The organism is Nocardiopsis sp. iso_238, from assembly GCF_056173325.1.
On record NZ_CM149668.1, the window covers coordinates 5,998,959 to 6,025,912 of the forward strand.

23 protein-coding genes and 1 pseudogene are annotated in these 26,954 nt (G+C 72.0%); 10 read left to right on the forward strand and 14 right to left on the reverse strand.

What is annotated here, in order from left to right:
- The first annotated feature begins 187 nt into the window (after window positions 1–187).
- The 4 genes and pseudogenes from AC0VYL_RS26995 to AC0VYL_RS27010 all read left to right on the forward strand — a co-directional run bounded on the left by AC0VYL_RS26995 (window position 188) and on the right by AC0VYL_RS27010 (window position 2,618).
- Window positions 188–478, forward strand: coding sequence for a hypothetical protein (locus tag AC0VYL_RS26995; RefSeq protein ID WP_475481842.1), 291 nt, complete (start codon window positions 188–190; stop codon window positions 476–478).
- Window positions 475–1,491, forward strand: coding sequence for a zeta toxin family protein (locus AC0VYL_RS27000; RefSeq protein ID WP_475481843.1), 1,017 nt, complete (start codon window positions 475–477; stop codon window positions 1,489–1,491). Before AC0VYL_RS26995 ends, AC0VYL_RS27000 begins: the two co-directional genes overlap by 4 nt.
- Before the next feature lie 65 nt (window positions 1,492–1,556).
- Window positions 1,557–1,748 (forward strand): annotated as a pseudogene (locus AC0VYL_RS27005) (ABC transporter permease); the annotation flags it as partial.
- Window positions 1,749–1,847: 99 nt separating this feature from the next.
- Entirely contained in the window at window positions 1,848–2,618 is a 771-nt protein-coding gene (locus AC0VYL_RS27010; RefSeq protein WP_475457183.1) for a TetR/AcrR family transcriptional regulator, read from the forward strand.
- 140 nt (window positions 2,619–2,758) lie between these two features.
- On the opposite strand, the gene eda is transcribed toward AC0VYL_RS27010, so the two are convergent.
- The 3 genes from eda to zwf form a co-directional block, all read right to left on the reverse strand.
- Window positions 2,759–3,397, reverse strand: a complete 639-nt coding sequence (gene eda / locus AC0VYL_RS27015; protein ID WP_475457185.1) for a bifunctional 4-hydroxy-2-oxoglutarate aldolase/2-dehydro-3-deoxy-phosphogluconate aldolase — start codon at window positions 3,395–3,397, stop codon at window positions 2,759–2,761.
- Between the two features lie 69 nt (window positions 3,398–3,466).
- Window positions 3,467–5,308, reverse strand: coding sequence for a phosphogluconate dehydratase (edd, locus tag AC0VYL_RS27020; RefSeq protein WP_475457186.1), 1,842 nt, complete (start codon window positions 5,306–5,308; stop codon window positions 3,467–3,469).
- Window positions 5,305–6,780 carry a glucose-6-phosphate dehydrogenase gene (gene zwf, locus AC0VYL_RS27025; RefSeq protein ID WP_475481844.1) on the reverse strand — a complete coding sequence of 492 codons (1,476 nt, stop codon included), beginning with the start codon at window positions 6,778–6,780 and terminating at the stop codon, window positions 5,305–5,307. Before zwf ends, edd begins: the two co-directional genes overlap by 4 nt.
- 233 nt (window positions 6,781–7,013) lie before the next feature.
- On the opposite strand from zwf, the gene AC0VYL_RS27030 reads away from it, so the two are divergent.
- The 3 genes from AC0VYL_RS27030 to AC0VYL_RS27040 all read left to right on the forward strand — a co-directional run bounded on the left by AC0VYL_RS27030 (window position 7,014) and on the right by AC0VYL_RS27040 (window position 11,870).
- Window positions 7,014–8,201, forward strand: a complete 1,188-nt coding sequence (locus AC0VYL_RS27030; RefSeq protein ID WP_475481845.1) for an ROK family transcriptional regulator — start codon at window positions 7,014–7,016, stop codon at window positions 8,199–8,201.
- Window positions 8,202–8,784: 583 nt separating this feature from the next.
- Window positions 8,785–9,477, forward strand: a complete 693-nt coding sequence (locus tag AC0VYL_RS27035) for a hypothetical protein (RefSeq protein WP_475481846.1) — start codon at window positions 8,785–8,787, stop codon at window positions 9,475–9,477.
- 503 nt (window positions 9,478–9,980) lie between these two features.
- A complete protein-coding gene (locus AC0VYL_RS27040) occupies window positions 9,981–11,870 on the forward strand; it encodes an LCP family protein (RefSeq protein WP_475481847.1) in 1,890 nt (629 codons plus the stop codon).
- Window positions 11,871–12,098: 228 nt separating this feature from the next.
- On the opposite strand, the gene AC0VYL_RS27045 is transcribed toward AC0VYL_RS27040, so the two are convergent.
- Both AC0VYL_RS27045 and AC0VYL_RS27050 read right to left on the reverse strand, forming a co-directional pair.
- Window positions 12,099–13,184: a hypothetical protein gene (locus AC0VYL_RS27045; RefSeq protein ID WP_475481848.1), complete on the reverse strand. Its 1,086-nt coding sequence runs from the start codon at window positions 13,182–13,184 to the stop codon at window positions 12,099–12,101.
- A gap of 375 nt (window positions 13,185–13,559) precedes the next feature.
- Window positions 13,560–14,402 carry a hypothetical protein gene (locus AC0VYL_RS27050; RefSeq protein WP_475457198.1) on the reverse strand — a complete coding sequence of 281 codons (843 nt, stop codon included), beginning with the start codon at window positions 14,400–14,402 and terminating at the stop codon, window positions 13,560–13,562.
- 320 nt (window positions 14,403–14,722) lie between these two features.
- Here AC0VYL_RS27050 and AC0VYL_RS27055 point away from each other — a divergent pair, with 320 nt between their 5' ends.
- A complete protein-coding gene (locus AC0VYL_RS27055; protein ID WP_475457200.1) occupies window positions 14,723–16,459 on the forward strand; it encodes a sensor histidine kinase in 1,737 nt (578 codons plus the stop codon).
- 84 nt (window positions 16,460–16,543) lie between these two features.
- On the opposite strand, the gene AC0VYL_RS27060 is transcribed toward AC0VYL_RS27055, so the two are convergent.
- Genes AC0VYL_RS27060 through AC0VYL_RS27075 form a run of 4 tightly spaced genes read right to left on the reverse strand, consistent with a single transcriptional unit; the run spans window position 16,544 to window position 20,230 of the window.
- The gene (locus tag AC0VYL_RS27060) at window positions 16,544–17,776 is read right to left on the reverse strand and encodes an ABC transporter permease (protein WP_475481849.1); all 1,233 of its coding nucleotides are present in this window, start codon (window positions 17,774–17,776) and stop codon (window positions 16,544–16,546) included.
- The gene (locus AC0VYL_RS27065; RefSeq protein ID WP_475481850.1) at window positions 17,773–18,561 is read right to left on the reverse strand and encodes an ABC transporter ATP-binding protein; all 789 of its coding nucleotides are present in this window, start codon (window positions 18,559–18,561) and stop codon (window positions 17,773–17,775) included. The genes AC0VYL_RS27060 and AC0VYL_RS27065 overlap by 4 nt, the downstream gene beginning before the upstream one ends.
- Complete coding sequence (locus tag AC0VYL_RS27070; RefSeq protein ID WP_475481851.1) at window positions 18,558–19,703, reverse strand: peptidoglycan-binding protein; 1,146 nt, start codon at window positions 19,701–19,703, stop codon at window positions 18,558–18,560. Before AC0VYL_RS27070 ends, AC0VYL_RS27065 begins: the two co-directional genes overlap by 4 nt.
- Window positions 19,700–20,230 (reverse strand): hypothetical protein, encoded by a 531-nt coding sequence (locus tag AC0VYL_RS27075; RefSeq protein WP_475457208.1) that lies wholly within the window; start codon window positions 20,228–20,230, stop codon window positions 19,700–19,702. The genes AC0VYL_RS27070 and AC0VYL_RS27075 overlap by 4 nt, the downstream gene beginning before the upstream one ends.
- A gap of 227 nt (window positions 20,231–20,457) precedes the next feature.
- Between AC0VYL_RS27075 and AC0VYL_RS27080 the strand changes: the two genes are divergently transcribed.
- Window positions 20,458–21,114: a response regulator transcription factor gene (locus AC0VYL_RS27080; RefSeq protein ID WP_475457210.1), complete on the forward strand. Its 657-nt coding sequence runs from the start codon at window positions 20,458–20,460 to the stop codon at window positions 21,112–21,114.
- A 1-nt stretch (window position 21,115) separates the two neighbouring features.
- Window positions 21,116–22,393, forward strand: coding sequence for a sensor histidine kinase (locus AC0VYL_RS27085; protein WP_475481852.1), 1,278 nt, complete (start codon window positions 21,116–21,118; stop codon window positions 22,391–22,393).
- Window positions 22,394–22,754: 361 nt separating this feature from the next.
- Here AC0VYL_RS27085 and AC0VYL_RS27090 read toward each other — a convergent pair whose 3' ends face one another.
- From AC0VYL_RS27090 to AC0VYL_RS27110, 5 genes are read right to left on the reverse strand one after another with little or no spacing between them, the layout of a single operon-like run.
- Window positions 22,755–23,276 carry an HAD family hydrolase gene (locus AC0VYL_RS27090; protein ID WP_475481853.1) on the reverse strand — a complete coding sequence of 174 codons (522 nt, stop codon included), beginning with the start codon at window positions 23,274–23,276 and terminating at the stop codon, window positions 22,755–22,757.
- Window positions 23,183–24,079 carry a DMT family transporter gene (locus AC0VYL_RS27095; RefSeq protein WP_475481854.1) on the reverse strand — a complete coding sequence of 299 codons (897 nt, stop codon included), beginning with the start codon at window positions 24,077–24,079 and terminating at the stop codon, window positions 23,183–23,185. The genes AC0VYL_RS27090 and AC0VYL_RS27095 overlap by 94 nt, the downstream gene beginning before the upstream one ends.
- Window positions 24,080–24,121: 42 nt before the next feature.
- The gene (locus tag AC0VYL_RS27100) at window positions 24,122–25,168 is read right to left on the reverse strand and encodes an ABC transporter ATP-binding protein (protein WP_475481855.1); all 1,047 of its coding nucleotides are present in this window, start codon (window positions 25,166–25,168) and stop codon (window positions 24,122–24,124) included.
- Window positions 25,169–25,171: 3 nt separating this feature from the next.
- Window positions 25,172–26,038 (reverse strand): ABC transporter permease, encoded by an 867-nt coding sequence (locus tag AC0VYL_RS27105; protein WP_475481856.1) that lies wholly within the window; start codon window positions 26,036–26,038, stop codon window positions 25,172–25,174.
- Window positions 26,031–26,837, reverse strand: coding sequence for an ABC transporter permease (locus tag AC0VYL_RS27110; RefSeq protein WP_475457221.1), 807 nt, complete (start codon window positions 26,835–26,837; stop codon window positions 26,031–26,033). Before AC0VYL_RS27110 ends, AC0VYL_RS27105 begins: the two co-directional genes overlap by 8 nt.
- Between the last annotated feature and the right edge of the window lie 117 nt (window positions 26,838–26,954).

A 26,954-nucleotide genomic window follows, 5' to 3' on the forward strand; every position in this document is an offset into this window, starting at 1 on the left:
TGCGCCACGATGTGTTCACGCCCCTGGACCCGGACGTTTCCCCGCACCGCGAAACCGTGCACGCCTCCTCCCCTGGCCCTCTCGGAACCTGACCCGCGGCGCGAACCCGGACCGACCCCCACGCCTACGGGCGGATACGGGAGATAATCGGACCGGGCTTTCCAACGAATACGGAGAGGAGAAGTACATGACCAGTGACCACACTCCCCCGATGCGCACCTGGAGTGCGCAGGAGGCCGTGTTCTACGAGGCCGCCCTGGAAGCCATCCATGGCGCCATGGGGGCCTACAACGCCCTCATCGCCCGTGAAGAGGGCAAGCCGAACCCTGATCACGAACTCATCCAGCAAGCCAACGCCGACCGGCGCGCCTGCATCGCGCACCGTCAGAGCCTCGACCCGGCAGACGCCGATCAGGTCGCCCGCACCCGCGCGTACTACAGCGAACTGACGCGAACCGTGCGGGAAAGGATGCAGTGAACGACTTCAACGCCGAGGACTACCGGCTCCCCGCGGAACGCAACAGGCACATCTTCCGGCAGAGGATCGTTCCCGACCTCCTGGAAGGCAAGACCCCCCAGGAACGCCCCACCGCGCTCTTCCTGATCTCCCAACCCGGCTCGGGCAAGAGCCGCCTGCAGAAGGAGGTCGAACGGCCTCTGCTTGAGCAGGGCGGCTACGTCGACCTCGACAGCGACCTGTACAAGCCGTACCACGACGACTACGACGCGCTGATGCGGCGCGACGACAAGCTCATGACGGCCGCCACCCGTGCCGACGGACGAGAGTGGATGCGCCTGGCTGCCGAGTACGCTCGCGAGCGCAATCTCAACGTCATCGTCCAGGACACCGCGCAGAACCCCGAGTACAGCGCCCAGATGATGGAGAGCTACCGGCAGAAGGGGTACAACGTCACCGCCGAACTCATGGCGGTGGACAAGACCCTCAGCGACCAGGGCATCAACGCCCGCTACTTCGAGCAGGTCCTGGACCGCGGGGCCGGCCGTCTGACCGTTCAGGACGCTGCTGACCGTTCCTACCAGGGAACCCAGGGACTGGCGCAGATCATCGAAGACAAACCCGGCCTGGTCGAGCGCGCGCGCATGTGGCGACGCGGGGAGAACACACCCTGCTACGACACCGCGGACAGCAGGTGGAAGGGGAAGTCGCTGGCCCAGACCCTGCGCCACGAGCGAGAGGTACGCCCGTGGACACCTGAGACGGTGAACGGCTTCCAGCAGACGCAGGAGCGCATGAAGTCTCCGCAGCGCCCCGAGGTGCAGGCCAAGCTCGGACCGGACTGGCAGTCCAGGATGGCCGACCTGGATGAACGGGCCAAACCGAAGATCGCCACCGCCAAGGCGGCCGAAGCCGTCCAGCGTGCCAGTAGGGGTGGTCCCTCGGCCGGTAAGCCGATGGATCTGCGGGCGCGGGCAGCCGCACGCAAGGGTTCGCCGTCACCGCCACCCAAGGGCCCCGAGATCGAACGCTAGGAGCAGTGCGGCTGGGCGACCCCGCAGGATGACCGTCGCCCGGAGCCAGAACAGCCCGGCACGCGGGTCTGGTCGCGGACTGGAACCCGATGTCGTCCACGGTCGCCGCCGCGCGCGGGCTGTTCGGCAACCCGACCGTGGCCGGTGACTCCTGGATCGCGCAGAACCCGCTGCTGATGGCGGTGGTCTGGCCGCTGCTGCTGGTCGCGGTGTTCGCGCCGCTGTCCGTGCACCGGTACCGCTCCCTGGGCGGCTGACCCCGGCCCCCGCGCGGCCCCTCAGGCGCGCGCGGGGGCGGGGCTTCACGGACGTACACTGACCCGTACGCCCTACGGACCCAGTACCAGGACGGACCGATGTCCCCGCAGAACAGCAAGAGTGGCGACCCCGCGCGCAGTCTGGCCCTGCTGTGGCGCACCCAGGAACCCGCGAGCCGCCGCAGGGGGAAACCGGGGCTGAGCGTCGACCGGATCGTGGCCGCCGCCACCGGGCTGGCCGACGCCGAGGGGCTCGACGCGCTGTCCATGCGCCGGGTCGCGGAGGCCCTGGACGTGGGCACGATGTCCCTGTACACCTACGTGCCCGGCAAGGGCGAGCTCATCGACCTGATGGTGGACGCCGCCTACGCCGACCTGGACACCGGCGACCGGTCCGGTACCTGGCGGGAGCGCCTGCACCGGATCGCGCACGCCAATCGCGACCTCTACATCCGCCATCCGTGGATGCTCCAGACCGTCACCACGCGCCTGCTCGGCCCGAACCTCATCGCCAAGTACGACCACGAGCTCTCCGCCGTGGACGGGCTGGGTCTGAGCGACGTCGAGATGGACTCCACGGTCAGCCTGGTCAACGGCTACGTGGAGAGCACGGCGCGGCAGACCGTGAACTCCGAGTGGCTGGCGCGGGACTCGGGCATGGACGACCAGCAGTGGTGGCGGACCGCCGACCCCCTGCTGGCCGCGCTGGCCGACGAGTCCAAGCACCCGACCGCCGCCCGGGTGGGTGTGTCGGTCGGCACCACCCACCAGGCGCTCTACGAGGCGGACCACGAGTTCGCCTTCGGCCTGGAGCGGGTCCTGGACGGCGTGCAGGTCCTGGTCGACGCCCGGTCCTCCGGTGTCGGCTAGGGCGTGTTTCGCGGATGCCCGCACCGGTGGCCGCGAAGCCGCCACCGGTGCGGGCGGCCGTCTCCCCCACTGCGCGCTGCCACGCGAGCTCCGCGGCCTGGCACGGCGGGGGCCGGACCGGGGTCGTCCGGGCTTCGGCCTCAGCGCTCCAGCGCCGCGGCCTCCCGCGCGAGCCGGGTGACCTCGTCCCAGCGGCCCTCGCGGACCAGCGCGGCGGGGGTCAGCCAGCTGCCGCCCACGCAGCCCACGTTGGCCAGCGCGAGGTAGCTCTGGGCGCTCCGCGCGGTGATCCCGCCGGTGGGGCAGAACCGGACCTGCGGCAGCGGGCCGGTGAGCGACTTCAGGAACGCCGCCCCGCCGGAGGCCTCGGCCGGGAAGAACTTGAGCTCGGTCAGCCCGAGCTCCAGCAGCGCCATCGCCTCCGACACCGTGGCCACCCCCGGCAGGGCGGGCAGCCCGGTGTCGGCCATCTCCCGGGCGAGGGTCGGGGTGCACCCGGGGCTGACGAGGAAGCGCGCCCCCGCCTGGGCGGCGGCGCGGGCCTGCTCGCCGTTGACGACGGTCCCGGCGCCCACGACGGCCTCCGGCACCTCCTGGGCGACGCGCTCGATGGCGTCCAGGGCCGCCGGGGTCCGCAGGGTGATCTCGATGCCGGGCAGTCCGCCCTCGACCAGGGCGCGCGCCAGCGGCACGGCCTGTTCGGCGTCCTCGACCACCACCACGGGCATCACCGGTGCGAGGTCGAGCACGTCCGCACCTGAGCGGGGGATCGTCGTCATGGCTGTCTCCAAGTGGTCAGTGGGTACGGAGGACGGGAGTGGGTGGCGGGCCCGAGGACCCGCCCGGGCTCAGTGGCCGAAGACCCCGGCCCCGGTCTCGGCCGGGCCGACCGCCCCGCGCAGGGCGGCGAACAGTTCGCGTCCGGTCCCCACGGAGGAGTCCACCGTGGGCCGGGCGTCCTCGCGCCCGTCGAGGTCGGCCAGGACCTCCAGTGTGCCCCGGACCGCGTCCAGTCGAACGGTGTCGCCGTCCCGGACCCTGGCCAGCGGGCCGCCCGCCTCCGCCTCGGGCGAGACGTGGATGGCGGCGGGCACCTTGCCGGAGGCCCCGGACATGCGCCCGTCGGTGACCAGGGCGACCTTCTGTCCCCGGTCCTGGAGGACGGCCAGCGGCGGGGTGAGCTTGTGCAGCTCCGGCATGCCGTTGGCGCGCGGCCCCTGGAAGCGCACCACCGCGACGAAGTCCCCGGTCAGCTCACCTGCGGCGAAGGCCGTCTGGAGTTCGGCCTGGTCCGCGAAGACCCGCGCGGGGGCCTCCACGACGTGCCGCTCGGGCGCCACGGCGGACACCTTGATCACGGCGCGGCCGAGGTTGCCCTCCAGCATGCGCAGCCCGCCGTCGGGGGCGAAGGGGTCGTCGGCCGGGCGCAGCACCGTCGTGTCCGCGCTCTCGGTGGGGCCGTCCACCCAGGTCAGCTCACCGCCCTCGGTCAGCTCGGGCACCCGGCGGTAGCGGTCCAGGCCCGGTCCGGCGATGGTGCGGACGTCCTCGTGCAGGAGCCCGGCGTCCAGCAGGGTGCCGATGAGGAAGGCCATGCCGCCCACCTCGTGGAAGCGGTTCACGTCGGCGGCGCCGTTGGGGTACATGCGGGTGAGCAGCGGCACGGCCTCGGACAGGGCGGCGAAGTCGTCCCAGGTGAGCTGGATCCCGGCCGCGCGGGCGATGGCGACCAGGTGCAGCGTGTGGTTGCTGGATCCACCGGTGGCCAGCAGCGCGACCACCGCGTTGACGACGGCCTTCTCGTCGACCTGCTCTCCGACCGGGGTGTGGTGCCCGGTCAGGGCGGTCAGCCCGAGCACGCGGCGACCGGCCTCGGCGGTCAGCGCCTCGCGCAGCGGGGTTCCGGGCTGCTCGAAGCTGGCCCCGGGCAGGTGCAGGCCCATGACCTCCATGAGCATCTGGTTGGAGTTGGCGGTGCCGTAGAAGGTGCAGGTGCCCGGCGAGTGGTACGCCGCGGACTCGGCCTGGAGCAGCTCCGTGCGGCCGACCCTGCCCTCGGCGAACTTCTGGCGGACCCGCGCCTTCTCCTTGTTGGGCAGGCCGGAGTGCATCGGACCGGCGGGGACGAACGCCACCGGCAGGTGCCCGAAGGACAGGGCGCCGATGAGCAGGCCGGGCACGATCTTGTCGCACACGCCGAGCATGAGGGCGCCGTCGAACATGTCGTGGGACAGCGCCACGGCGGCGGACATCGCGATGACGTCCCGGCTGAACAGGGACAGCTCCATGCCCGCGCGGCCCTGGGTGATGCCGTCGCACATGGCGGGTACCCCGCCCGCGAACTGGGCGACGCCGCCCGCCTCCGCGACCGCCTTCTTGATGACGGCCGGGTAGGTCTCCAGCGGCTGGTGGGCGGAGAGCATGTCGTTGTAGGCGGAGACGATCGCCAGGTTGGGGGTGACGTCCCCGGCCAGGGAGAGCTTGTCACCGACCCCGCAGGCGGCGAACCCGTGCGCGAGGTTGGCGCAGCCCAGGGAGGTGCGGGCCGGGCCCTGGCCGACCGCCTCGCGGACACGTGCCAGGTAGGCGGCGCGGGTCGGGGCGCTGCGTTCGGTCAGACGCCGGGTGACCTCCTCGATCACCGGATGGACGGCGGCGGGGGTCGCGGTGCCGTGGGTGTGCGCGGTCATGCCTGCTCCTCTTCGTGCCACGTGCTGCCGGAGCGGCCGATGAGCCGCTGCGCTCCTGCGGGACCGGAGCTTCCGGCGGGGTAGGTCTCGGGTGCGGTGCCGAGGCCGTTCCAGGCCTCGATGACGGGGTCCACCCAGCGCCACGCGGCCTCGACCTCGTCGCGGCGCATGAAGAGGGTGGAGTCCCCGGCCAACACGTCCGTCAGCAACCGCTCGTAGGCCTCGGGAGAGCGGGTGGAGAAGGTGTCGGCGAAGCTGAGCTCCAGCGGGACCGGCCGCAGCCGCAGCGCCCCGGCGCCGGGCGTCTTGGCCAGCATGGTCAGGTGTATGCCCTCGTCCGGCTGGAGGCGGATGACGAGGCTGCCCGCTCCGGCGGCGGTGGCCCCGGGGAAGATCGTGTGCGGGACGTCGCGGAAGCGGATCACGATCTCGGAGCGGGCGCGCTCCAGGCGCTTGCCGGTGCGCAGGTAGAAGGGGACGCCCGCCCACCTCCAGTTGGCGACCTCGGCGCGCAGGGCCACGAAGGTCTCGGTGTCGCTGGTCGCCGGGCCGCCCGCCTCGTCCAGGTACCCGAGGACCTCCTCGCCCTGGACCGTCCCCCGCGTGTACTGGCCGCGCACGGTGTGCTCGGAGACCCGGTCCCCGGTGATCGGTCTCAGGGACTGGAGGACCTTGAGCTTCTCGTCGCGGACGGCGTCGCGGTCGTAGCTGGCCGGGGGTTCCATGGCGGTGAGACAGAGCAGCTGGAGCAGGTGGTTCTGCACCATGTCGCGCATGGCGCCGGAGGAGTCGTAGTAGCCGCGCCGTCCGCCCACGCCCACGGTCTCGGCGGCGGTGATCTGCACGTGGTCGATCCACCGGGCGTTCCACAGGGGTTCGAGGAAGACGTTGGCGAACCGCAGTACGAGCAGGTTCTGCACGGTCTCCTTCCCCAGGTAGTGGTCGATCCGGTAGGTGCGGGACTCGTCGAAGACCGCGCCCACCTCGTCGTTGACGGCCCGGGCCGAGGCGAGGTCGCGGCCGAGCGGCTTCTCCATGACGACGCGGGACTCGGGGGTGACCAGGCCCGCGTCCCGGAGTCCCCGGCAGATGGCCCCGGAGATCATCGGCGGCACGGCGAGGTAGAAGACGCGGTCGCGGCCGGGGGTGAGGGCGGCGGCGAGGTCGGCCCAGCCGGAGGGGTCGCCGCCGACGTCGAGGGTCACGTGGGAGAGGCGGCCGAGGAAGCGGCGCAGGACGTCGGGCTCGACGACCTGGACGGCGCTGTGGCCCCGGACGGCGGAGGAGGCCTTGTCGCGCAGGTCGGCGTCGGTGAGGCCGTCCCGGGAGACCGCGACGACCCGGGTGTCCGCGCCCAGGTGGCCGTCGCGGTCCAGGAGGTAGAGGGAGGGGAGCAGTTTACGCATGGACAGGTCACCGGTTCCGCCGAAGACCACCAGGTCGGTGGGGCTGGGCGCGGGCTGCTGCGGCATTCGGTGGGCTCCTGCGGGAGGGGGACGTGCGAGGGGTGGAACGGGGGTGGCGGGGGTGGTGGGGGTGTGGGGGGGGAGACCGCCGCACGGGGCGGGGGGCGCTGTCCAGAGGCTTGCGGTCCGGTTTCGACCTTAATCCCACTATGGTAAAAATCCAAGCACACTTCCTAACATTAATTTACATAAGTGCACGACCTTCAAGCCACACCGTCGAGTGAATGGTTGAATGAGGCATGGCCAGAACCCCCGGACGCTTGTCCTCCACCGCCACCAGCGGACACATCCTGGAGATGATCCGCACCGGCAGCGCCACCAGCCGCTCCGAGATCGCCCGGGCGACGGGGCTCTCCCGGCCCTCCGTGGCCCTGCGGGTCACCGAGCTGATGGACGGCGGACTGGTGACGGAGGGGACCCGCGCGGCCTCCAGCGGGGGCCGCCCGCCCACACTCCTGGAGTTCAACGCCTCCAGCGGACTGATCCTCACCGCGGCCCTCGGCATGGTCCGCAGTCAGGCGGCGGTGTGCGACCTCGACGGCCGGGTGCTCGTGCGCGCCCCCGGCTCGCCCCGGATGGAACAGGGGCCGGACACCACCGTGCCCTGGCTCCTGGACACCTGGTCGGAGCAGATCGCCGGGCTGGGCCGCTCCCCCGAGGAGGTGCGCGGGGTGGGCATCGGGCTGCCCGGCACCGTGGAGTTCCACGCGGGGCGGGCCGAGGACCGCCCGTTTCTCGGCAAGTGGGCGGGCGTGGCCCTGGGGCCGCTGGTCGCCGAGCGCTTCCCCGTCCCGGTGATGGTCGACAACGACGTGAACGTGATGGCGCTCGGGGAGCACATCGCGGGCGGGCACGGCCACACCGACGACATGGTGTTCGTGAAGGTCTCCACGGGGATCGGCGCCGGGCTGGTCTCCGGCGGGCGTCTGCTGCGCGGCGCCCTGGGCGCGGCCGGGGAGATCGGCCACGTCCCCGTGCGCGACGGGGGCGGCCTGCCGTGCCGCTGCGGCAACACCGACTGCCTGGAGGCGGTGGCGGGCGGGCGCAGGCTGCTGGTCCAGGCCGCCGAGCGGGGCCGCGAGGCGGCCGGGCTCCAGGAGCTGGTGGCGCTGGCGACGGAGGGCGACCCGGTGGCGGTCACGCTGGTGCGCGAGGCCGGTCGGCGGCTGGGCGAGACCCTGGCGGGCGCGGTCAACCTGCTCAACCCGGAGCTGATCGTGCTCGGCGGAGACCTCTCGGAGGCCTACGACCACCTGGTGGCGGGCGTGCGCGAGGTGGTGTTCCAGCAGTGCACCGCCCTGGCCACCCGCCAGCTGAGGATCGTGGCGAGCACGCTGTGGGACGACGCCGGCGTGCGCGGCTGCGCGGCGATGGTCAGCGAGGAGATCCTGTCGCCGGAGGCCGTGAACGGACTCCTGGCCGGTTAGGTCGTGTTTTTTGGATCATTCCGCGCTCACGACCACCAGGCTGCCTCTCACTGCGCCGATGAAGCTCGGACAGCCAAACCCGGGCGGGCCCCCGCTGTGCGACTCTGCGGAGCTTGCGTAGCAGCGCACAGTAGGGGCAGCTTCACTCATCGTCTTGCGAGAGATTGCCGGGCCCCCGCTGTGCGAGGCTGCGGAGCTTGCGTAGCAGTGCACAGTAGGGGCGACGGCCGATCGCATCGATGGCGGCTCCGCCGCCACCAGCGAAAGCATCCAAAAAACACTCCCTAGCGCCGTTGTCCACAGGCTGTGGACAACGGATGTTTACCCGGATCGGGGCCGGGCAAGCGGTAGGGAGGACGAACCGTCGATCCTGCCCCCATCTGTCCTGACCTGCGAAGGCGCCGTGCCCGCGAGCGCCCCCTCCGTCATGACACTTGACAACGAGTACCGATCTGCCGAATAGTCACGCACCCGAGTACCGGCTGGCACTCGAACACCCTCCGTCACCCCCGCACCCGCCGCCCCCGTCGACACCGTGGCCATGTCCCGTGCGGACCACCGCCCGGAAAGGTCTCCCGTACACATGCTGCTCGAAAACCCCGCCGTGCTCGTCGTGATCGGCGCCGGTATCAGCCTCGTGACCAGCGTGGTCGTGACCGCGCTGCACTCCCGGCAGATCCGCCGCGCCGAACTGCGCACCGGCACACGCACCTCGGCCCGCAACCTCACCAGCGCCTTCATCGCGGAGCGCGACGGCGACGGCGACGGCACCGACTTCCTGCGCGAGGCCGAACTCACGGTCATGTCGATGACCGACCGCAAGGCCCGCGAGCGGCTCAGCGAGGTCGTCCGCCTGCTGCGCGAGCACGACCTGCCCGAGGTCCAGCAGCTGAGCGGGGTCGGCGCCGCCTCCGCCAAGCGGGTCCTGTGCGACCACGCGCTGGAGGTGCTCGGCGCCCACCTGCGCGCGGACCGCCTGCCGGAGGTGCCCGCCCTGATGCGCAAGATGCTCAGCGTGGAGGAGGAGGCCCTGAGCATCCACTCCGGCGAGGCCCCCAGACCCAGCGCGCCCATCGAGAAGAGCCCGGTCACCCCGCGTCCGCGCCACACCGGCACGGCCAAGGCCGCCGGTGGCTCCGGAGGCACCGCCCGCAAGACCACCAAGAGCACGAGGACCGGCGCCAAGCCGAGCGGTAAGGGCCGTACCGCGACCGCCACCGCCGAGGGGACCGAGAAGAAGGAGAACGAGAAGGAGAGCGGTTTCTGGGACGACTGATCCCACCGTTTCGGACAGCGCTTCTCCCCTGGGCCGCAGGCGCTCCCGAACACGGACAGAGTGGGAGATTCAGCCCGAATGGTGTCTCATCAGCAGTAATCCACTCTTCCCCGGCGCGTCGGACGTGGTTCCGAAGGGAACAGATGAGACAGTCGGGCAGGAAAGCCGCAGACTACTGCCACCCGGGCAAGGAATTGTACGGCGCAATTGTGGTCAGGAACCGCGCGCATGGACAACCCGAGCACGCACTCAGCGAGAACTTCACCTAGGATCACTGCCACGCGCGGGTTCCGGTGTACTTGGCAACCCCTGTCCGCTGGTGTCCCGGCTTTCCCCCCGGCCTTGGGACTCCCCCTCGGCGACTTTTCGGTCAGGATTCCGGTCTGCCCGCGTGTTTCCCCCGCGCGACCCCCGCCCTCCCCCGGACTCGGACGCGTGACCCACCAGGGTCGGTGTCCAGCCGTTGGCACGCCCAGCCGTCCGAACTCACCGAGATTGTCACGATGCCCGCTGACGAGAACTCCGCCGATTCCGGCGCGGACCAGACACCACACGAGAACTCCGAGCCCTCCCAGGTCGAGGGTGCTGAGGGGACTGCGGCGGACTCCGCCGAGTCGGACTTGGAAGGACGGGACGTGATGCGGAACGAGCCGGAAGAGACCGGATCCGACGCGACTGGCGAGCCCACTGGCTCCGATGCCGCCGACGAGCCCACCAAGCCCGAAGCGCCCACCGGGGAGGCTTCGGCCGAACACGAGCCCGCGGCCGACGCGGACGACGCGACCGAAGGGGACGACCGGCCGGAGACCGTCGTCATCGACGTCGACGCGCCGGTCACCACCGGGGGGACCGGCCGGGAGGAAACCGCCGAGGCCGACTCCGACTCCGACGAGCCCTCCGAGGAGCGTCCGAACGAGGACGCGCCGGAGGACGGGGAGAAGGCCGGGGACGACGAGGCCGTCAACGCGGCCGCGCCGGTACCGGACGCGGACGACACGGACACCTCGGAGCCGGAGGCCGGGGAGGCCGCCGGAACCAGGGACGGGGACTCCCCGGAACCGGACGCTTCCGAAGGCGCGGACGACGCCGTCGACGCGACCGCCGCGGCGCCGGTCACTCCGGAGCCGGGCGCCAAGGGCGGAGACGGCCCGGAAGACGCTTCCGAGAACGGCGTCGCCGCGGTGGCGGCGGTCAAGGGGAACAAGCGTAGGCGCAGCCGCCTGCGCAGGGCCGTCATGTGGACCTCGGCCTCCCTGGCCCTGGTCCTGGTGGTCGGGGTGGGCACCGCCTACGCCTACTACCACTCCCTGCGCTCCGACATGGTGCAGCACGACATCGAGGCCCTGCTCGGAGACGAGGAGCGGCCGGACAAGATCAGCGACGCCGTCAACATCCTCTTCATCGGATCGGACGGCTACGAGGAGGACAGCCCCGCCTACTCGACCGAGTTCGAGGGCGAGCGCTCGGACTCCCTGATGCTCGCGCACATCTCGCCCGACAAGCGCGTCTCGGTGGTCAGCTTCCCGCGCGACTCTCTGGTGCAGCTGCCCGAGTGCGACGCCTACGGCCAGACCGAGGGCACCTACGGCTACTTCGGCATGATCAACGCCGCGATGTACCACGGCGGACCGCCCTGCGTGGTGAGGACGATCGAGACCCTCACCGACATCCGGGTCGACCACTTCGTCCACCTGAGCTTCGCGAGCTTCCGCGACGTCGTGAACGCCATCGGCGGGGTGGACATGTGCATCCCCGAACCCATGGAGGACCGCCGGTCGAAGCTCAGCCTCGACGCCGGTGACCAGACCCTGGACGGCGACCAGGCGCTGTCCTTCGTCCGCGCCCGCTACGACATCGGTGACGGCGGCGACATGGGGCGCATCGACCGGCAACAGATGTTCCTGGCCGCACTCGCGGACCAGGTGACCAGCAGCGACGTGCTCAGCAGCCCGTCCAAGCTCAACGGCATCCTCCAGGCGGTGGCCCAGCACAGCGCCACCGACGGCGAGCTGTCACTGGACCGGATGCTCTCCATCGCGGTCACCATGGCCGACGTGGACCTGTCCGACATCGAGTTCCACACCGTTCCCTGGTACCAGGCGCCCTACGACCCCAACCGGGTCATGTGGCACGAGGAGGAGGCCGCCGAGCTGTTCTCCGCCGTACGCGAGGACCGCCCGCTGCCCGCGCTGCTGGCCGACGACGCGCCCGTGCCGCAGGAGTCGCCCATGGACGAGCCCACCCCGGTCGATCCGAGCCCGGAGGGCAACGCGGAGGAGACCGAGGCCGGCGCCTCCACCGAACCGTCCGCGCGCCCGGGCGAGGGCCGCGACGCCACGTCCAACCCCTGCCAGGACGGCCTCGGCTTCGGCACCGGCGAGGACGACTGGTAGACCGACCCGTCCCCACACGGAGAAGGGGCCCCGTCGCGATCAGCGACGGGGGCCCCTTCATGCCCCTGGCAGGGCAGGTGCCTCGGGCGGCGGGAACTCTGACTTTCCGTTGGTACGTGCCGGGAAACCCCCACAGTCCCCACTGGCACCACGGTCAACGAAGGTGGTTCCGCTCACCGCCCGAGGCGTGGTGCGCCCGCCACGACCGACGGGCGCACGTTCGTGGACCTACAGTCCGAGCGGCAGCTGGACGGGCAGGTCACCGGTGGGCAGCTCCTCGGTGGGCAGCTCGGAGGCGAGGGGCAGCGGGCCGACCTCGGGCTGGCCCAGCTCGGGCAGGCCCTGGACGTCGACCAGGCCGCCGGTGGACTCGCTGGCCCCACCGGCCAGGTCGACGACGTCACCGGCCTCCATGCTGCCGACCTTCTCGCCCAGACCGGCGACACCGTGGAGGCCACCGTCGAGGGCCGGCTCCAGGCCGTCGACACCGGACATCGGCAGGGTCTCCTCGATCCCCAGGCCGCCGACCGCGCCACGGACGTCGCCCACGGTGCTGGTGACGGCCTCCTCGGTGGCGCCCACCACCTGGAGCTCCGAGGGGGCGGACATCGGCAGGGTCTCCCTGACGTCCTTCGGCAGCAGGGTGGTCACACCGCCGGTGAGGTCGGCGTTCTCGCCCGCGTCCAGGCCGACCGGCTCGCTCAGCGGAACGGTCTCGCCCAGCTGCTGCTTCACGTCGAGGTCGTCCAGGCCGACCACGTCGAGGCCGGGCTGGTGCAGGCCCTCCTGCGCCCGGGTGCCCAGCTCGGTGACGGTGTCCCCGACGACGGAGGCGCTGGGAGCGCTCATCGACACGGGGAGGCCGCCGCCCCCGAGGCCGTCGAGCAGGCCGGTCCCGCCGAGCAGCATGGAGATCGGGTCGACCGCGCCGCCGGCCTCGCTCAGCGGGAGGGTCTCCGTCGCCGTTCCGAGGTCCAGCGGACCGACGTTGCCCGCGTTGTCCTGGCCGGTCGTGATCGGGGCGTCGGTGCTGACGGTGTCACCGACGACGGTACCGACGGGGTTGTTCTGGTGCTGGATGTCGGGCTGGGCGGAGATCTCGCCGGGCTGGACCTTGACCAGGTCACCGAGGGGCGTGGCGACACCCTCGGTCAGGACGTTGGGGACCTGGTTGCCCAGTTCACCCAGGGGGAGGGCGTCCGTGGCACCGCCGAGCGTGTCGGCTCCGGCGACACCGGCGCCGAGGGCGACGAATCCGGCGGTGCCGGCGGCCACCAGCAGGGTCCGAGCAGAGGTACGGGCGGTGTGGAACATGTGAGTCCTTCCGGAGTGAGCGTGTGTTCTGTTCGAGGGGCGCGACGGAGCGGGTGTCGTGCTCCGTCGCGTCGGACCGTCTCCCTGGCCAGGGGCGTCGGTCCTGAGGGTGGTACGGGCGAGCTCTCCGGTCGGTGAACCCCTGCGTCCCTGGTGCGGGCGAGCGGGTTCGATCCGGATTCAGTCGGTCGGTCTGGCGGACCACCGGCTGACGTGAACCTCGCGTTCGAGGTGCGGGGTTCACGTCAACCCCCAGAAGGTCACCGAGTGCTGGTGCCGCTGGGAAGGGTGTGGCTGGAGAAGCCGTGCCGGGCTGATCGCGTGCGGCGCGGGACGCTCAGGGCGTACGGGCGCGGGACGCGGTCCGGTGGTCCGCTAGTCCGGGGAGAAGGTCGGCTCGTCGGCGGACTCGGCGGGAACCGAGCGCAGGACGTGCCGGGCGGCCTCGAACAGGCCGGGGGCGGGCGCCGGGGCGCCGGTGACGGGCAGGAACCCGGCGACGGCGGGCGCGAAGGCGGTACCACCGGACGCGGGGGCGGTGCCGCCCGCGATGGTGGTGAGCGCCTCGGTGGAACGGGGGGCGGTGTCGGCGGACCGGTCGCGCTCGGTGGCGTCCTCGGCCGGGTGGTCGACGGAACCGCGCTCCCGGGCCGCGACCAGGGCGTCGGCGGCGGGCCGTTCGGCCACCGCACGCTGCTCCTCCGGGGCCTCGGCCCCGGTCTCGCGGTCCTGACGGTCTTCGGCGGCGGGGTCGTCGCCCTCGGGGGCCTGCGCGGGTTCGGTGACCCGCGCGGGGGCCGGGGCGACCAGTTCGGACAGCTGGTCGGGGTGCGGAAGGGAGGTCTCCCGGACCGCGTCCCGGACCTGCTGGACGGGGGCGGAGGCCTCGGTCTCGACCGCACGCGCGGCCTCCGAGGCGCCGTCCACCGCCTCGGTGGCGTGCTGGGTGGCCCGCTCACCCACGGTGGTGACCGCTCCGCCGAGTGAACCGCCGAGCGTCTCGGTGCCCGTCACCAGTCCGGAACCCACCACACCGGCGGTGAGGGGGTTCTCGGTACCGGGCAGCTCCGAGGAGTGCGCCGGGGCGGCGGAGACGAGCCACACGGTGAACAGGACGCCGGTGAGCAGACCGGCGAGCGTGAGGGCCCGTCGGACCGGTTCCGGGCACACGGCGAGGCGGACGCCGATGGCGCCGACCGTACCGTGGTATCCAGACACCGGGGCTTCCTTCCGCCGTGTGAGCCGGTCCGCTCCGGTGGGTCACCGGGGGAGGAGGGGCTCGTGGTGTTCGTGTGGGAGGCACCCCGGAACCTGGGGGTGCGGGGGAGGCAGCGGCGCGAGGTCACAGAGTGCCTTCCTGCGCCAACTGAACGTGACGTTAGCATGAATTGCCGGGCCGCTGTCCTCGATTCCAGGGGAATTCCCGGCCGCTCGAACAAGCTTCCTAACAGCAAGATGTGGCAAACCGGGAAAAAACCAACGACAATTCGAGTATTAGCCCTCAACCCCTCAACGGCTCTGCGGAGGTTGAACCACACATGACCAAGATCCCCCAGAGCCACCGGTGGTCCCCGAAGTCCCTGGACGAGCTCCTCGCGGATGTGCACTCCCAGATGAACCCGGGGCTCTCCGCTCAGGGGAGGATGCACTCTCTGCTCCAGGCGGTCCTGGACATCGGTGGCGATCTGGACCTGGCGACCGTACTGCGGCGGCTCACCGAGGCCGCCGCCCACCTGGCCGAGGCCAGGTTCGCCGGGCTGGGCGTGATCGGTGAGGACGGCGGTTTCACCGAGTTCATCCCGGTCGGGTTCACCCAGGCGCAGGCCGAACGGATCGGGCGGTTCCCGCACGGCAAGGGCGTGCTCGGCACGCCCTCGTTCGAGCAGGCCACGCTCCGCCTCTCCGACCTGCGCGACCACCCGGACTTCGGCGGGTTCCCGGAGGGCCACCCGAGGATGTCGAGCTTCCTCGGGGTGCCGATCCAGGTGCGCGGCGAGGTGTTCGGCAACCTCTACCTGACCGAGAAGGAGAACGGCGGGGAGTTCGACGAGGAGGACGAGACGATCGTGACCGCGCTGGCCACCGCCGCCGGTGTGGCCATCGAGAACGCCCGCCTGTACGAGGAGACCCGGCTGCGCGAGCGGTGGCTGGCCGCCTCGACGGAGATCACCACCCGGTTGCTGTCGGGGGCCGACACCGACGAGGTGCTGGCCTACATGGCCGCCCAGGCCAGGGAGATCGCCCGCGCGGACACCGCCGTCGTGATGCTGCCGGATCCGCACGCGCGCGGTCACCTGTTCGCGGAGTTCGCGGACGGGCCGATCGCCCAGGAGATCCTGGGGACCCCGGTGGAGATCCAGGACTCCGCCTGCGGCTGGGTGTACGAGTCGGGCGAGGCCGAGACCATCCCCGACCTGCGCCAGGCCAACTGCCCCATGCTCACCCACCGCGGCTACGGCCCCGGGCTGCTGGTGCCGCTGGGCACCCCCGGCAACACGCGCGGGGTCCTGCTGCTCGGCAAACTCTCCGACAGGGCACCGTTCGACTCCAACATCAGACGCATGCTGAACTCCTTCTCCGTCCAGGCGGGGGTGGCTCTGGAGCTGGCCGAGGCCCGGCGGGACAGCGAGCGGATCGTGGTCCTGGAGGAGCGGGACCGGATCGCCAAGGACCTGCACGACGTGGTGATCCAGCGGTTGTTCGCGTCCGCGATGACCCTCATGAGCACGGTCCGGCTGATCAGCTCCACGGAGGCGGGGGAACGGGTCCAGAGCACCATCGACGAGCTGGACAGCACGATCCGGGAGATCAGGTCGACCATCTTCGACCTCCAGCACCCGCCGAGCAGGAGGGACACCTCGCTGCGTGAGCAGATCCTGCGGTTGGCGGAGAACACCGCGCACAGCCTGGGCTGCCACCCGGGGGTGAGCCTGGACGGGCCGATCGACGCGTCCGTCCCCGACGAGGTGGGCGAGCAGCTGCTGGCGGTCCTGGGGGAGGGACTGACCAACGTCGCCCGGCACGCCCGCGCCACGGAGGTGCACGTCTCGGTGACGGTGGAGGAGCGGTCGGCCACCGGCCGCCCCACCACCCTGATCCTGACCGTCACCGACAACGGGGTGGGGCTTCCCGAGGAGGGCCGCCGCAGCGGCCTGCGCAACCTGGAGCAGCGGGCCCGTGCCCTGGGCGGAGAGTTCAGCGCCGGTCGGGGCGAGGACGGCGGGACCGTGCTGGTGTGGCGGGTTCCGGTGGCGGGGGCCGACTCACAGGGCTGAGGCCGGAGGCCAGGACATGACGCGGCGGCCCGGTCCCGGGGAACCGGGCCGGGCCGCCGCGTCGGCCGGAACCCGTGAACGGGCTCAGGCGGTACCGAGCGCCTCGGTGGGGTGCTGGGCGGCGGCCCGCAGGGCCGGCACGATCCCGGCGACCGCCCCGATGGCCACCGTCGCGACCACCGCGCCCGCCCCCGCCCACCAGGGCAGGGAGACCGGCCAACCGCGCAGCAGCGCGTACCCCGCCGTGGCGAGGGAACCCAGCAGCACCCCGAACACCCCGCCCAGCGCGGACAGGGCCATCGCCTCCACCAGGAACTGCCCCCTGATGTCGCGGCGGGTGGCGCCCAGGGCGCGCCGCAGACCGATCTCGCCACGGCGCTCCAGCACGGAGATGACCATCGTGTTGGCCACCCCCACCCCGCCCACCAGCAGGGCCACCCCGCCCAGACCGAGCAGCAGCCCCTGGAAGGTCTGGTCGGCGGCCTGCTGGGCCTCCAGCGCGTCCGACGGGCGGGACACCTTGACCTCGTTCGGGTTCTCCGGGTTGGCGTTGCGGCCCACCTCGTCCCGGACCCGCTCCACGTGCTCGGGGTCGACCCGCACGTACACCGTGGAGGCCTCGCCCTTGGCGCCCAGTACCTCCTCCGCGACCTCCTGGCCGACCAGCGCCGCGCTGTCCAGCTCCGGTGCCAGCTCCGCCCGCTCCAGCACGCCGACCACGGAGAAGTAGGTGTCACCGATGAGCACCAGCGTGTCCGGGGTGATCCGGTCGATCCCCAGTCTCCCGGCCGCCGAGGCGCCGAGCACGACCGCCGGGTGGTCGGAGGTGGCCCCGTTCAGCCACGTGCCCACGGCCACCTCGGCGCGGACGGCCTCCAACAGGTCGAGGTCCGCCCCGTAGGCGGAGATTCCGCCGGACTCGGCGCTCGGAACGAGGTCGCTCCGGTAGACGTTGGTCCCGCTCACCTGCTCCACCTGCGAGGTGTGCTCCACCTCCGGCATCCGGCCGATCCGTCCGCGCGCCTCCTCGGGAAGCGTGGCGGCCTCACCGAACAGGTCGTCGCCCGGCGCGACGGACACCAGGTTGGTGCCCAGCCGGGCGATCCGCTGGTCGAGTTCGGCCTGGCCGGAGGACGAGACGCCGACCACCGCGACCATCGCCGCGATTCCGATGGCGATACCCAGGGCGGACAGCACCACGCGGGTGGGCCGGGCGCGCAGCCCGCTCGACCCGGTCCGCAGGCGGTCGACCAGGGAGAGCCGGGCGGGGCGGAGCGGTGATCGGCGGTCGCGCCACCGCCGCAGGAGCCCCCTCACCGGCCCGCCTCCGCCCGGTTCCGGGTGTCTTCCGAGCCCGGGACGGTGTCCGGTGTCGGAGAGTCCTTCGAGGTCTGTGGGTCAGTCGAGGTCCGGGAGTCGCCCGTTCCCCGTGAGGCACCCGTGTCCGCGACCACACGACCGTCGCGCACCTCCACCCGGCGCGGCAGGGAGGCGGCCAGCTCGCGGTCGTGGGTGATCACCACGACGGTCACCCCGTCCTCGTTCAGCTCCCGCAGCACCCGCATCACGGCCTCGCCCGAGGCGGTGTCCAACGCCCCGGTGGGTTCGTCGGCCAGGAGCAGCGGCGGGGAACCCACCACGGCCCGCGCGATCGCCACCCTCTGCTTCTGCCCGCCGGAGAGCTCGTGCGGCCGGTGGCGGGCCCGGTCCGCCAGTCCCACCCGTTCCAGGGCCCTGCGGGCCCGCCGCACCCGGGTCCGGGCGGGCACACCGGCGTACAGCAGGCCGTCGGCCACATTGTCCACGGCGTACACGTTGGGCGCCAGGTGGAACTGCTGGAAGACGAACCCGATCGTCCGCGCCCGGAGCGCGGCGAGCTGGTCGTCCCCGAGTTCCCCGACGTCGTACCCGAACACGCGCACGCTCCCGGAGGTCGGGGCGTCCAGGGTGCCGAGCAGGTTCAGCAGCGTGGACTTCCCCGACCCCGAGGGGCCGACGATCGCGAGCATCTCCCCGCGCTCGACGCGCAGGTCCACCCCGTCCAGCGCGCGTACGCCGCCCGGATAGTGGCGGCTCACCCCGGTGAACTCCACGGCGGTCATTCGGGGACCACCACCTCGGTGCCCGCGTCGACGCCGTCACCGGTCACCTCCACCAGGCCGTCGGTGAACCAGCCGGTCTCCACCGGTACGTCCCGCACCGACCCGTCGCCGTCCACCACGGACAGCCCGTAGCCGCCGCCGGAGAGGGCGATCAGCGCCCCCACGGGAGCGGCGAGCACGTCCTCGCGCGACTCCCCCTTCGCGAGGACCTTGACCGGTGCCTGGTCCAGGAAGCCCTCGGCCCCCTCGGCGTCCGCGTCCAGGGCGACCAGCACCTCCACGGTGGGCGACCCGCCGCCCCCGCCGGGTTCCTCGTCCTCCTCCACCTGGGCCACGTCGCCCACGGACTCCACCTCTCCGGTGACCGTCTGGCCGTCCGGCATCTCCACGGTGACCTCGTCGCCCTCGTCGACGAGGTCGCGGTCGCCCACCTTCAGGTCGACCCGGACGACCTTGTGGGTGGACGCGGTGGTGACCAGCGGGGTCGCGGGGCCCACGCTCTCGCCCACCGCCGCCTCGTGCCCGGTCACCCGGACCGGACCGGAGGTGTACCAGATCTGGTCCGGCTCGACCGTGCCGGTGACCTCCATGCCGTCGGTGTCCTTCTGCCAGCGCTTCACCGCCTCGGCGGTGAGCCACGTGAACTCGTCGTCGACGGTGAAGCCGCCGTACCCGAGTTCGGCGAGCGCCTGCTCGAACTGGCGCACGTCCGGGCCCTTCGAGCCGGGCTCCAGGGTCCGGTAGGCGGGCTTGTCGCCCCGCAGTAGGATCACCGGGCGGCCGTCGATCTCCCAGACCCGCTGCCCGGCGGAGCGTTCGGCCCCCTCCTCGGGGAGCCAGGTGAGCACACCGTCGGAACGCGCGAAGAACGAGCCCCCGCCCGCGTACCCGAGGACGCCGTCCAGCCGCTCCTCACGCAGGAGGGTGGTGCGTTCGACCGAGGCGGTGGCGGCGGGCGCGGTGGTCTCCTCCTCCTTGGCGGCCTGGGGCCAGCCCCAGACCGTCACCGCCGCCCCGGCGCACAGGACCACGAGGCTCAGCAGTGCCGCCGCCAGCCAGACGAACCCCCTCCCCCTGCGGGGCCGTGGCCGCTCGGCGTCGTCGGTCTCCTCCTCCGGAAGGAGGTCGGTGTCCGCGCTCACGAGTCGCCCTCGGTCCCGGGCTGGAAGTCGACGCCGCCCTCTTCGGCGCCGCCTTCTTCGGTGCTGCCCCCTTCGGAGCCGCTACAGGTGCTGATGGCCGCCATGTGCTCGTCGTCTTCGGGCATGACCGGGAGCGACAGCCCCATGCCGCGCTCGGGGTCCTCGACGTCGATGCCGTGCTCCCGCAGGCACTCGGCCATCTCCAGGTCGGCCTCGAACTGCTCCTCCTCGGTGGGCGCGTTCTCGTCCACGGGGAGGAGCTCCTCGCACTCCTGCATGGCCGCCAACATCTCGTCGTCGGGCTCCTCCAGGCCGGGGAGGGCGATCACGCCGCTGTCCGGGTCGGGGTCGGGCATGTCGAAACCGGCCTCGCGCATGCAGGCGGCGTAGTCCAGCATCGCCTCGTCCATGGACTTCTCGGGGGCGGCCTCCGAGTCCGCCGCCTCGTCCCCGCCGGAGGCCCCGCAGCCGGTGAGCAGGAGCCCGGCCGCCGCCGTGGCCACGGCGGCGAGGGTGAGTGAACGCATGAGGTCCTCCTTGGTCGGGCGCCGGATGGGCCGACGCCGCTGGTGGGTGCACAGCACATGTCAGCGGGACCGCGGTTAGCCGGTGGTTAGGGTCCTCCGGGTTCTGAGGCCCCCGGTTCCCCGCTCGTTGGGGGGTTTCGCGGGGTTAACCTCGGCCTAACCGGGCGGTGGATAGTGCTTGTCGGTCGGGAACGCCGACGGCCGGAGTTCAGGGGCGAGGGGAACGCATGCGCATTCTGGTGGTGGAGGACGAGCCGGACCTGGCGGAGACGGTGGCCGAGGGGCTGCGCGGTGAGGGCATGGCGGTGGACGTGTGCCACGACGGCGACACCGGCCTGGAGATGGCCACCGTGCACGACTACGACGTCGTCGTCCTGGACCGCGACCTGCCGGTGCTGCACGGGGACCAGGTGTGCCTGCGGATCGCGGAGGACCCCGGGGTGCAGGCCCGCGTGCTGATGCTCACCGCCGCGGGCGGGCTGGAGGACCGGGTGGACGGGCTCGACCTGGGCGCCGACGACTACCTGGCCAAGCCCTTCGCGTACCTGGAGCTGGTGGCGCGGGTCCGGGCACTGGGCCGCCGGGCGCGTCCGGCGGCGCCTCCGACACTGAGCCGGGCGGGTCTGGTGCTGGACACCACCCGGCGGACCGCGTCCCGTGACGGGCGGGTGCTCTCCCTCTCCCCCAAGGAACTGGGGGTGCTGGAGGAGCTGCTGCGCGCGGACGGTGCGCCGGTGACCGCGACCCACCTGATCGAGAAGGTGTGGGACGCCCACCTGGACCCGTTCAGCGGGGTGCTGAAGGTGGTGGTGCACGGGCTGCGCCGCAAGCTGGGCGCTCCCGCGGTGATCGAGACCGTCCCCGGCCACGGCTACCGGATCTGACGTGGCCGCCGCATCCATGGCCGTGCCACGACGCTGGCTGAGCCGGTTCACCAGCCTGACCCTGCGCACGAAGCTGGCCCTCGTCTACACGGGGGTCTTCGCCCTCGGCGGGGCGCTGCTGCTCTCCGCCAACTACGCGATGGTCTCCGCGAGTCTGGAGATGCGGGGGGTCGAGCTGTCCACGACGGCGGCGCTGCCCACCGGCGATCCGTCCGAGACCCTTGTCGTCCCGGCCCCGACCGTTCCCGCGCCGACCGGGGAGACCGGGGAGACCGGGGAGGCCGAGGAGTCCGGGGAGGCGGCTCCGACCACCGACTGGGCGGAGACCGAGGCCGAGCCCCTGGCCCTTCTCGTGGACGACTACCAGGTGGGGGTGTTGTCGGACCTTCTCCTGAACTCGGTGCTGATCCTCCTGGGTGTGACCCTGTTGGCGGCGCTGGCCGGGTGGGTGATCGCGGGCGGGCCGCTCCGGCGGTTGCACCGCGTGACCGACGCGGCGCGCACCCTGTCCGAGCACGACCTGCACAGCAGGTTGGACCTGAGGGGGCCCGACGACGAGTTCCGGGAGCTGGGTGACACGTTCGACGGGATGCTGTCCCGGTTGGAGCGGGCCTTCGACTCCCAGCGCCGTTTCGTCTCCAACGCCTCGCACGAGCTGCGCACACCGTTGTCGGTGCAGCGTGCCGCGCTGGAGGTGCCGTTGGCCCAGGACCGGGTCCCGGACGATCTGCGGCCGACCTTCCGTCGGGCGCTGGACTCGGTGGCGCGCAGTGAGGCGCTGATCAGCGGACTGCTGTTGCTGGCCCGCTCGGATCGCGGACTGGCGCGGACCGAGGAGGTGGACCTGGCCGAGGTGGTTCACGGTGTGGTGGCCCAGCACGCGGGGGCGGCCGAGGCGGAGGGGGTGGATCTGCGGGTGGACGTGCGGCCCGCCCTCGTGGACGGCGACCCGGTCCTGTTGGAGCACCTGGTGCGCAACCTGGTGGAGAACGCCGTTCGGTACAACACCGCCGACGGGTGGGTGGAAGTGCGGGTGCGCACGGCGGCGGGCCGCACGGTGCTCAGGGTGACCAACACTGGAGCGGAAGTGAGTGACGCGGAGGAGCTGTTCGAGCCCTTCCACCGGGGAGACGCGGCCCGTCTGCACCGGGACCGCCCCGGGACCGGGCTCGGGCTGTCCATCGTCCGTTCGATCTCCACGGCGCACGGTGCCAAGGCCACCGCGAGGGCACGTCCGGAGGGGGGTCTGGTGGTCACGGTGGGCTTCCCGGAGCTCTGAGTCGAGAGCGGAGCGTGCGTCCCAAGGGTTCCGCAACGCCGACTTCCCCGGTTCCGAGGTGCGAGGATGACGCGGTGACCTGCGGCGGAACGGTCGCGGGGACGCAACTCACCGTGACGAAAATACGCAACGAAAGCCGACCCCTGCTGCTGGGGCGCTCCCGGCGGCGGTCGCCGTAACGTTTCTCGACCGGGTTGTCCACAGGCTGGGGACAAAAACAGGTCCGACCACTCCTCATCGGCTTACAGGCGATGACGAGAACCTGAATGTGGAGAGGGAACCGTGGTTACTGTGGAGTCATCTCGTTGCACCCGCAGGTGACGGAGGACCCCTCGATGCGTTGTGGAAACTGCGGACGGGGTCAGTCCGTTGCGGTGAGCAGGCCTGACAGCTCTCTGATCGAGTCGATGACCCAGTCCGCGTCAGCGCGCACCTCCGGCTGATCCGCCCACAGGTATCCCCAGCGGCCGCGACGGATCAGCGCTGGCCGCAGCCCGGCTTCGCGGGCGGGACGTACATCGTTGTCACGGTGGTCACCGACATACACGATCTCCTCGGGTTCCCCGGGGGCCATGGCGATGACGTGAGCGAAGAAGTCGCGGTCGGGTTTGGCCACGCCCCACTGTCCGGACGTGGCGACGGCCTCAACCGGAAGGTTCAACTCGTGGAGGAGCTGTGCAGCACGGTCCGGGACTCCGAGTTCCCCTGCCACGGGCGTCACCTCTCCCCGACCCCGAATGGGTCGCACTCCTGCGTACGAGCTAAGGCCACACAGCCAGACTCCCGCCCCTACGTCCCCCGTGTCCCCTCCGGCGCCTTCGCCCCCTCGTCGGTGGAGGGCACGGTCAACAGACGGATCCCGTGCGCCGCGACCAGCGCGCACCCCACGGCGACCACTGCTCCGAGCCAACCGCCCGCGTAGGTCTCCCCCATGAGGGCCACCCCCACCACGGCGGCCGCGACCGGGTTGGCCAGCGTCGTGATGCCCAGCGGCGCCCCCAGGTCCATCCCCTGATAGGCGGCCTGCGCAAGGAGGAGCCCGAAGACCGCGATCACCGCTGTCGCCGGGCTCGACGGGTGCGTGAGCCCGGCCAGCACACCCTCGTCGAAGGCCCACACGGCGGTCTTCACCGTCGCCGCCGAGACACCGAAGGCCACCCCGGCCGCACCCGCGAGCAGGTAACTCCGCCAGGCCCGCGACGGCACCCGACCCGCGACCCACGCGACCGCGCCGAGCAGGACCACGGTCCCGACGCCCACCAGCGCCGCCCCTTCGTAGGACAGGACCCCGCCATGATCACCGGTGACGGTGACCGCCAGCAGCACCCCCAGCGCCACCATCGTGTACGCCGCTCCCCGCCACTCCGCGCTGCTCACCCTCCGGTGGGAGAGCCGCGCCGACCAGGGGATACCGAGGACCAGCACCAGCACGCCGAGGGGCTGCACGACGGTCAGCGGCGCGAAGCTCACCGCCGCCACCTGGAAACCGGCGCGGCCGCCGTTGAACACGAGGGAGATCCACCAGAGGGGGTGCCGGAGCAGCGCTCCGATCTGGTGTCCGCCGGTCAGTGGCTCAGGAACGCGGACGGCGAGTCTGCGCTGCGCGACGGCGGCCGCCGTGTACGCGCAACAGGACAGGACACTGAAGGCGACCCCGAGCCACAGACCGTATGACAAAGGGGACATACATCCCATGGTCCCCGAACGCGTCCCCTTGGTACAGGGGCATCAGGCCCGGGTTTCGGTGGGCAGCGCCCCCCGGTAGAGAGCCGAGACCACGCCCTCGATGTCGGGCTCCCGAAGCGTCAGGTCGGCCACCTCGTGCTCCGCCGTGACCCGGGAGATCACCCGCGCCGGGTTGTCGGCCAGCTCCAGCCACTGGCGCGGCCCGTCCACCCGGACCGTGACGGCTCCCTCCACCTCGATCGCGGGCGCCGGTGCCACCAGATCGACCACCAGCACGCGCGGGGTGGGCACGGTGGCGCGCAGCTCGGGGAGGTCCCCGTCGAAGGCCAGCCGCCCCTTGTCGATCACGATCACCCGGTCGCACAGCCGCTCCACGTCCCCGAGGTCGTGCGTGGTGATGAGGATGGTGGTGCCCCGCTCCCGGTTGATCCGCAGCAGGAACTCCCGGATGGTCGACTTGCTGACCACGTCCAGGCCGATGGTCGGCTCGTCCAGCACCAGCAGCGGCGGGGCGTGCAGCAGGGCCGCCGTGAGGTCGCCGCGCATCCGCTGGCCCAGGCTGAGCTGGCGGACCGGGGTGTCCAGGAAGGGCTCCAGCTCCAGGAGCTCGGTGAGTTCGGCCAGCCGCTCCGCGTGGACGTCGGCGGGCACCCGGTACAGGTGCCGGGTAAGGCTGAGGCTGTCGCGCAGCGGCAGGTCCCACCAGAGCGTGGTGCGCTGGCCGAACACCACGCCGATGTCCCTCGCCAGGCGGGTGCGCTCGCGGGACGGATCCCTCCCGACCACCCGGACGCTGCCCGAGGTGGGGGTGAGGATGCCGGTGAGCATCTTCATGGTGCTGGACTTCCCGGCGCCGTTGGGCCCCAGGTAGCCGACGATCTCCCCACGCCGCACGGTGAAGGTCACGTCGCGGACGGCGCTCACGGTGCGTCGGGTACGGCGCAGGAAGGGGCCCTCGGAGACGACGAAGTCGCGGCCGAGCCCGGCCGCCTCGATGATCGGTTCGGCCTCGGAGACCTCGGGTGCCTCGGCGGCCTCTCCCGTCTCGGTGGCCACGTTGGTGGGTTCCTCTGTTCCTTCTGCGGTCATCGGTCAACTCCCGGTGGATCGGTAGTGGCGGAGCCCGAACCGCCACAGCAGCGCGGCTCCGGTGCAGGCGAGTACGGCGACGACCGGGCCCGCGTAGCGCAGGGCCTCCGGCATGCCGAGGGGGTCGGGTCGGTCGAGCACGAGAAGGGCGGGCTGCCAGCTGACGAAGGCCAGCGGCACCACGTACGTCACCGAGCGGACGATCTCGCGGCCGTAGATCGCCAGCGGGTACTCGGTGAGCGCCTGCCCGCCGTAGGTGACCGAGTTGGCCGCCTCGCGGGCGTTCGCGACGAAGAACTGGAGGCAGGCGGTGGCCACCCAGATCGCGCCGCAGATCAGCACCCCGGACAGCATCATCACCGGGAGCAGGAGCACCCTGCCGGGCGTCCACTCCACGTCGACGTTGGCCAGCGCGATCCCCAGCACCACGAGGGCGGGGACGACCTTGCCGAGGCGGCGCGGGGAGAACTCGTCCGCCGCCAACTGAACCAGCGGGGACACCGGCCGGACCAGCATGGCGTCGAAGGAACCGGCGCGGATGTGCAGGCCGAGCCGTTCCACGGCACCCATGAACATGTCAGCGATCCCGAAGGCGCTCGCCGCCAGCCCGAACACCATCAGTCCCTCGTACACCGTGAACCCGGACAGCGTTCCGGCGTGGCCGAACACGATCACCACCGCGCCGATCTGGGCGAGCACGCTCACCGCGACGGCCAGGGACATCAGGAGGAGGGAGGCCGGGTACTGGGCGAAGGCGCGCACCCAGATCCAGGCCAGCCGACGGTAGTCCTGGACCGGCCGGAGGACGGCCCCGGCGGCGCGGGCCAGCGGGGTCCCGGGCTCGCGGTCCCGTGTCGTCGTCTCAGCCACCCTGGATCACCACCCTGCGCGTCGCCCGGCCGGTCAGCCAGGCGGCGAACAGGAGCAGCGCCACCGCCCACCCCGCCTGCAAGGCCAACCCGCCGAGCACGCCCCCGCCCGGCAGCGAGTCCTTGCCGAGCAGGATCTCCGCCGGGATCTGCACCATCGACGCCCACGGCAGATACCGCAGCACGTCCGCGAGCGCGGGCGGGAACAGGGCCAGCGGCAGCAGCATCCCGGCCGCCACCGGGGCGACGAGGCCGCTCACCGTCCACAGCCCCCGGGTGTCCATCAGCCAGAAACCGCTCAGCGAGCACAGGTAGCGCAGCGCGAACCCGATCACGGCGGCCAGGACCGCCGAGAGAAGGACCGCCGCGGCCCGGACCGGGCCGCCCGGCAGGACCACGTCGAACAGGAGGAGGCCGACGCAGAAGGTGGGCACGCCGCGGAAGAGGAAGGTGAACGTGGCCCGGCCGAGGTCCTCCGCCATCCACCAGCCCAGGAGGGAGACCGGGCGGAGCAGGTCCGTGGCCACGTCGCCGCCGCGCACGCGTTCCGCGAGGTCGAGGGAGGGCGCGGTGTTGACGATCATCGTGACGGCGATCAGCGCCTGGCCGACGAACACCTGGGTGACGGCGTCACTGGCGTCGTAACCGTTGATCTCGGGGCGCGCGGCGAACACGGCCAGGAGCACCATCGCGTTGATCGCGCCGAAGACCGAGTTGGTGAGGGCGCCGGCGACGAGCGCGGCGCGATAGGTCGAGTGGCGGCGCAGCCCTCGGGCGTACACCGCTGCGTGGACCCGCAAGGGGGCACACTCCTTCCTGTCGTTCGGGGTCGGGGGTCGGGGTCGGGGGTCGGGGGTCGGGGGTCTTCGAGCGTCCGGGTTTCCCTGCCCCGTCGGGGCACCCGCGTCGGGTTCCGG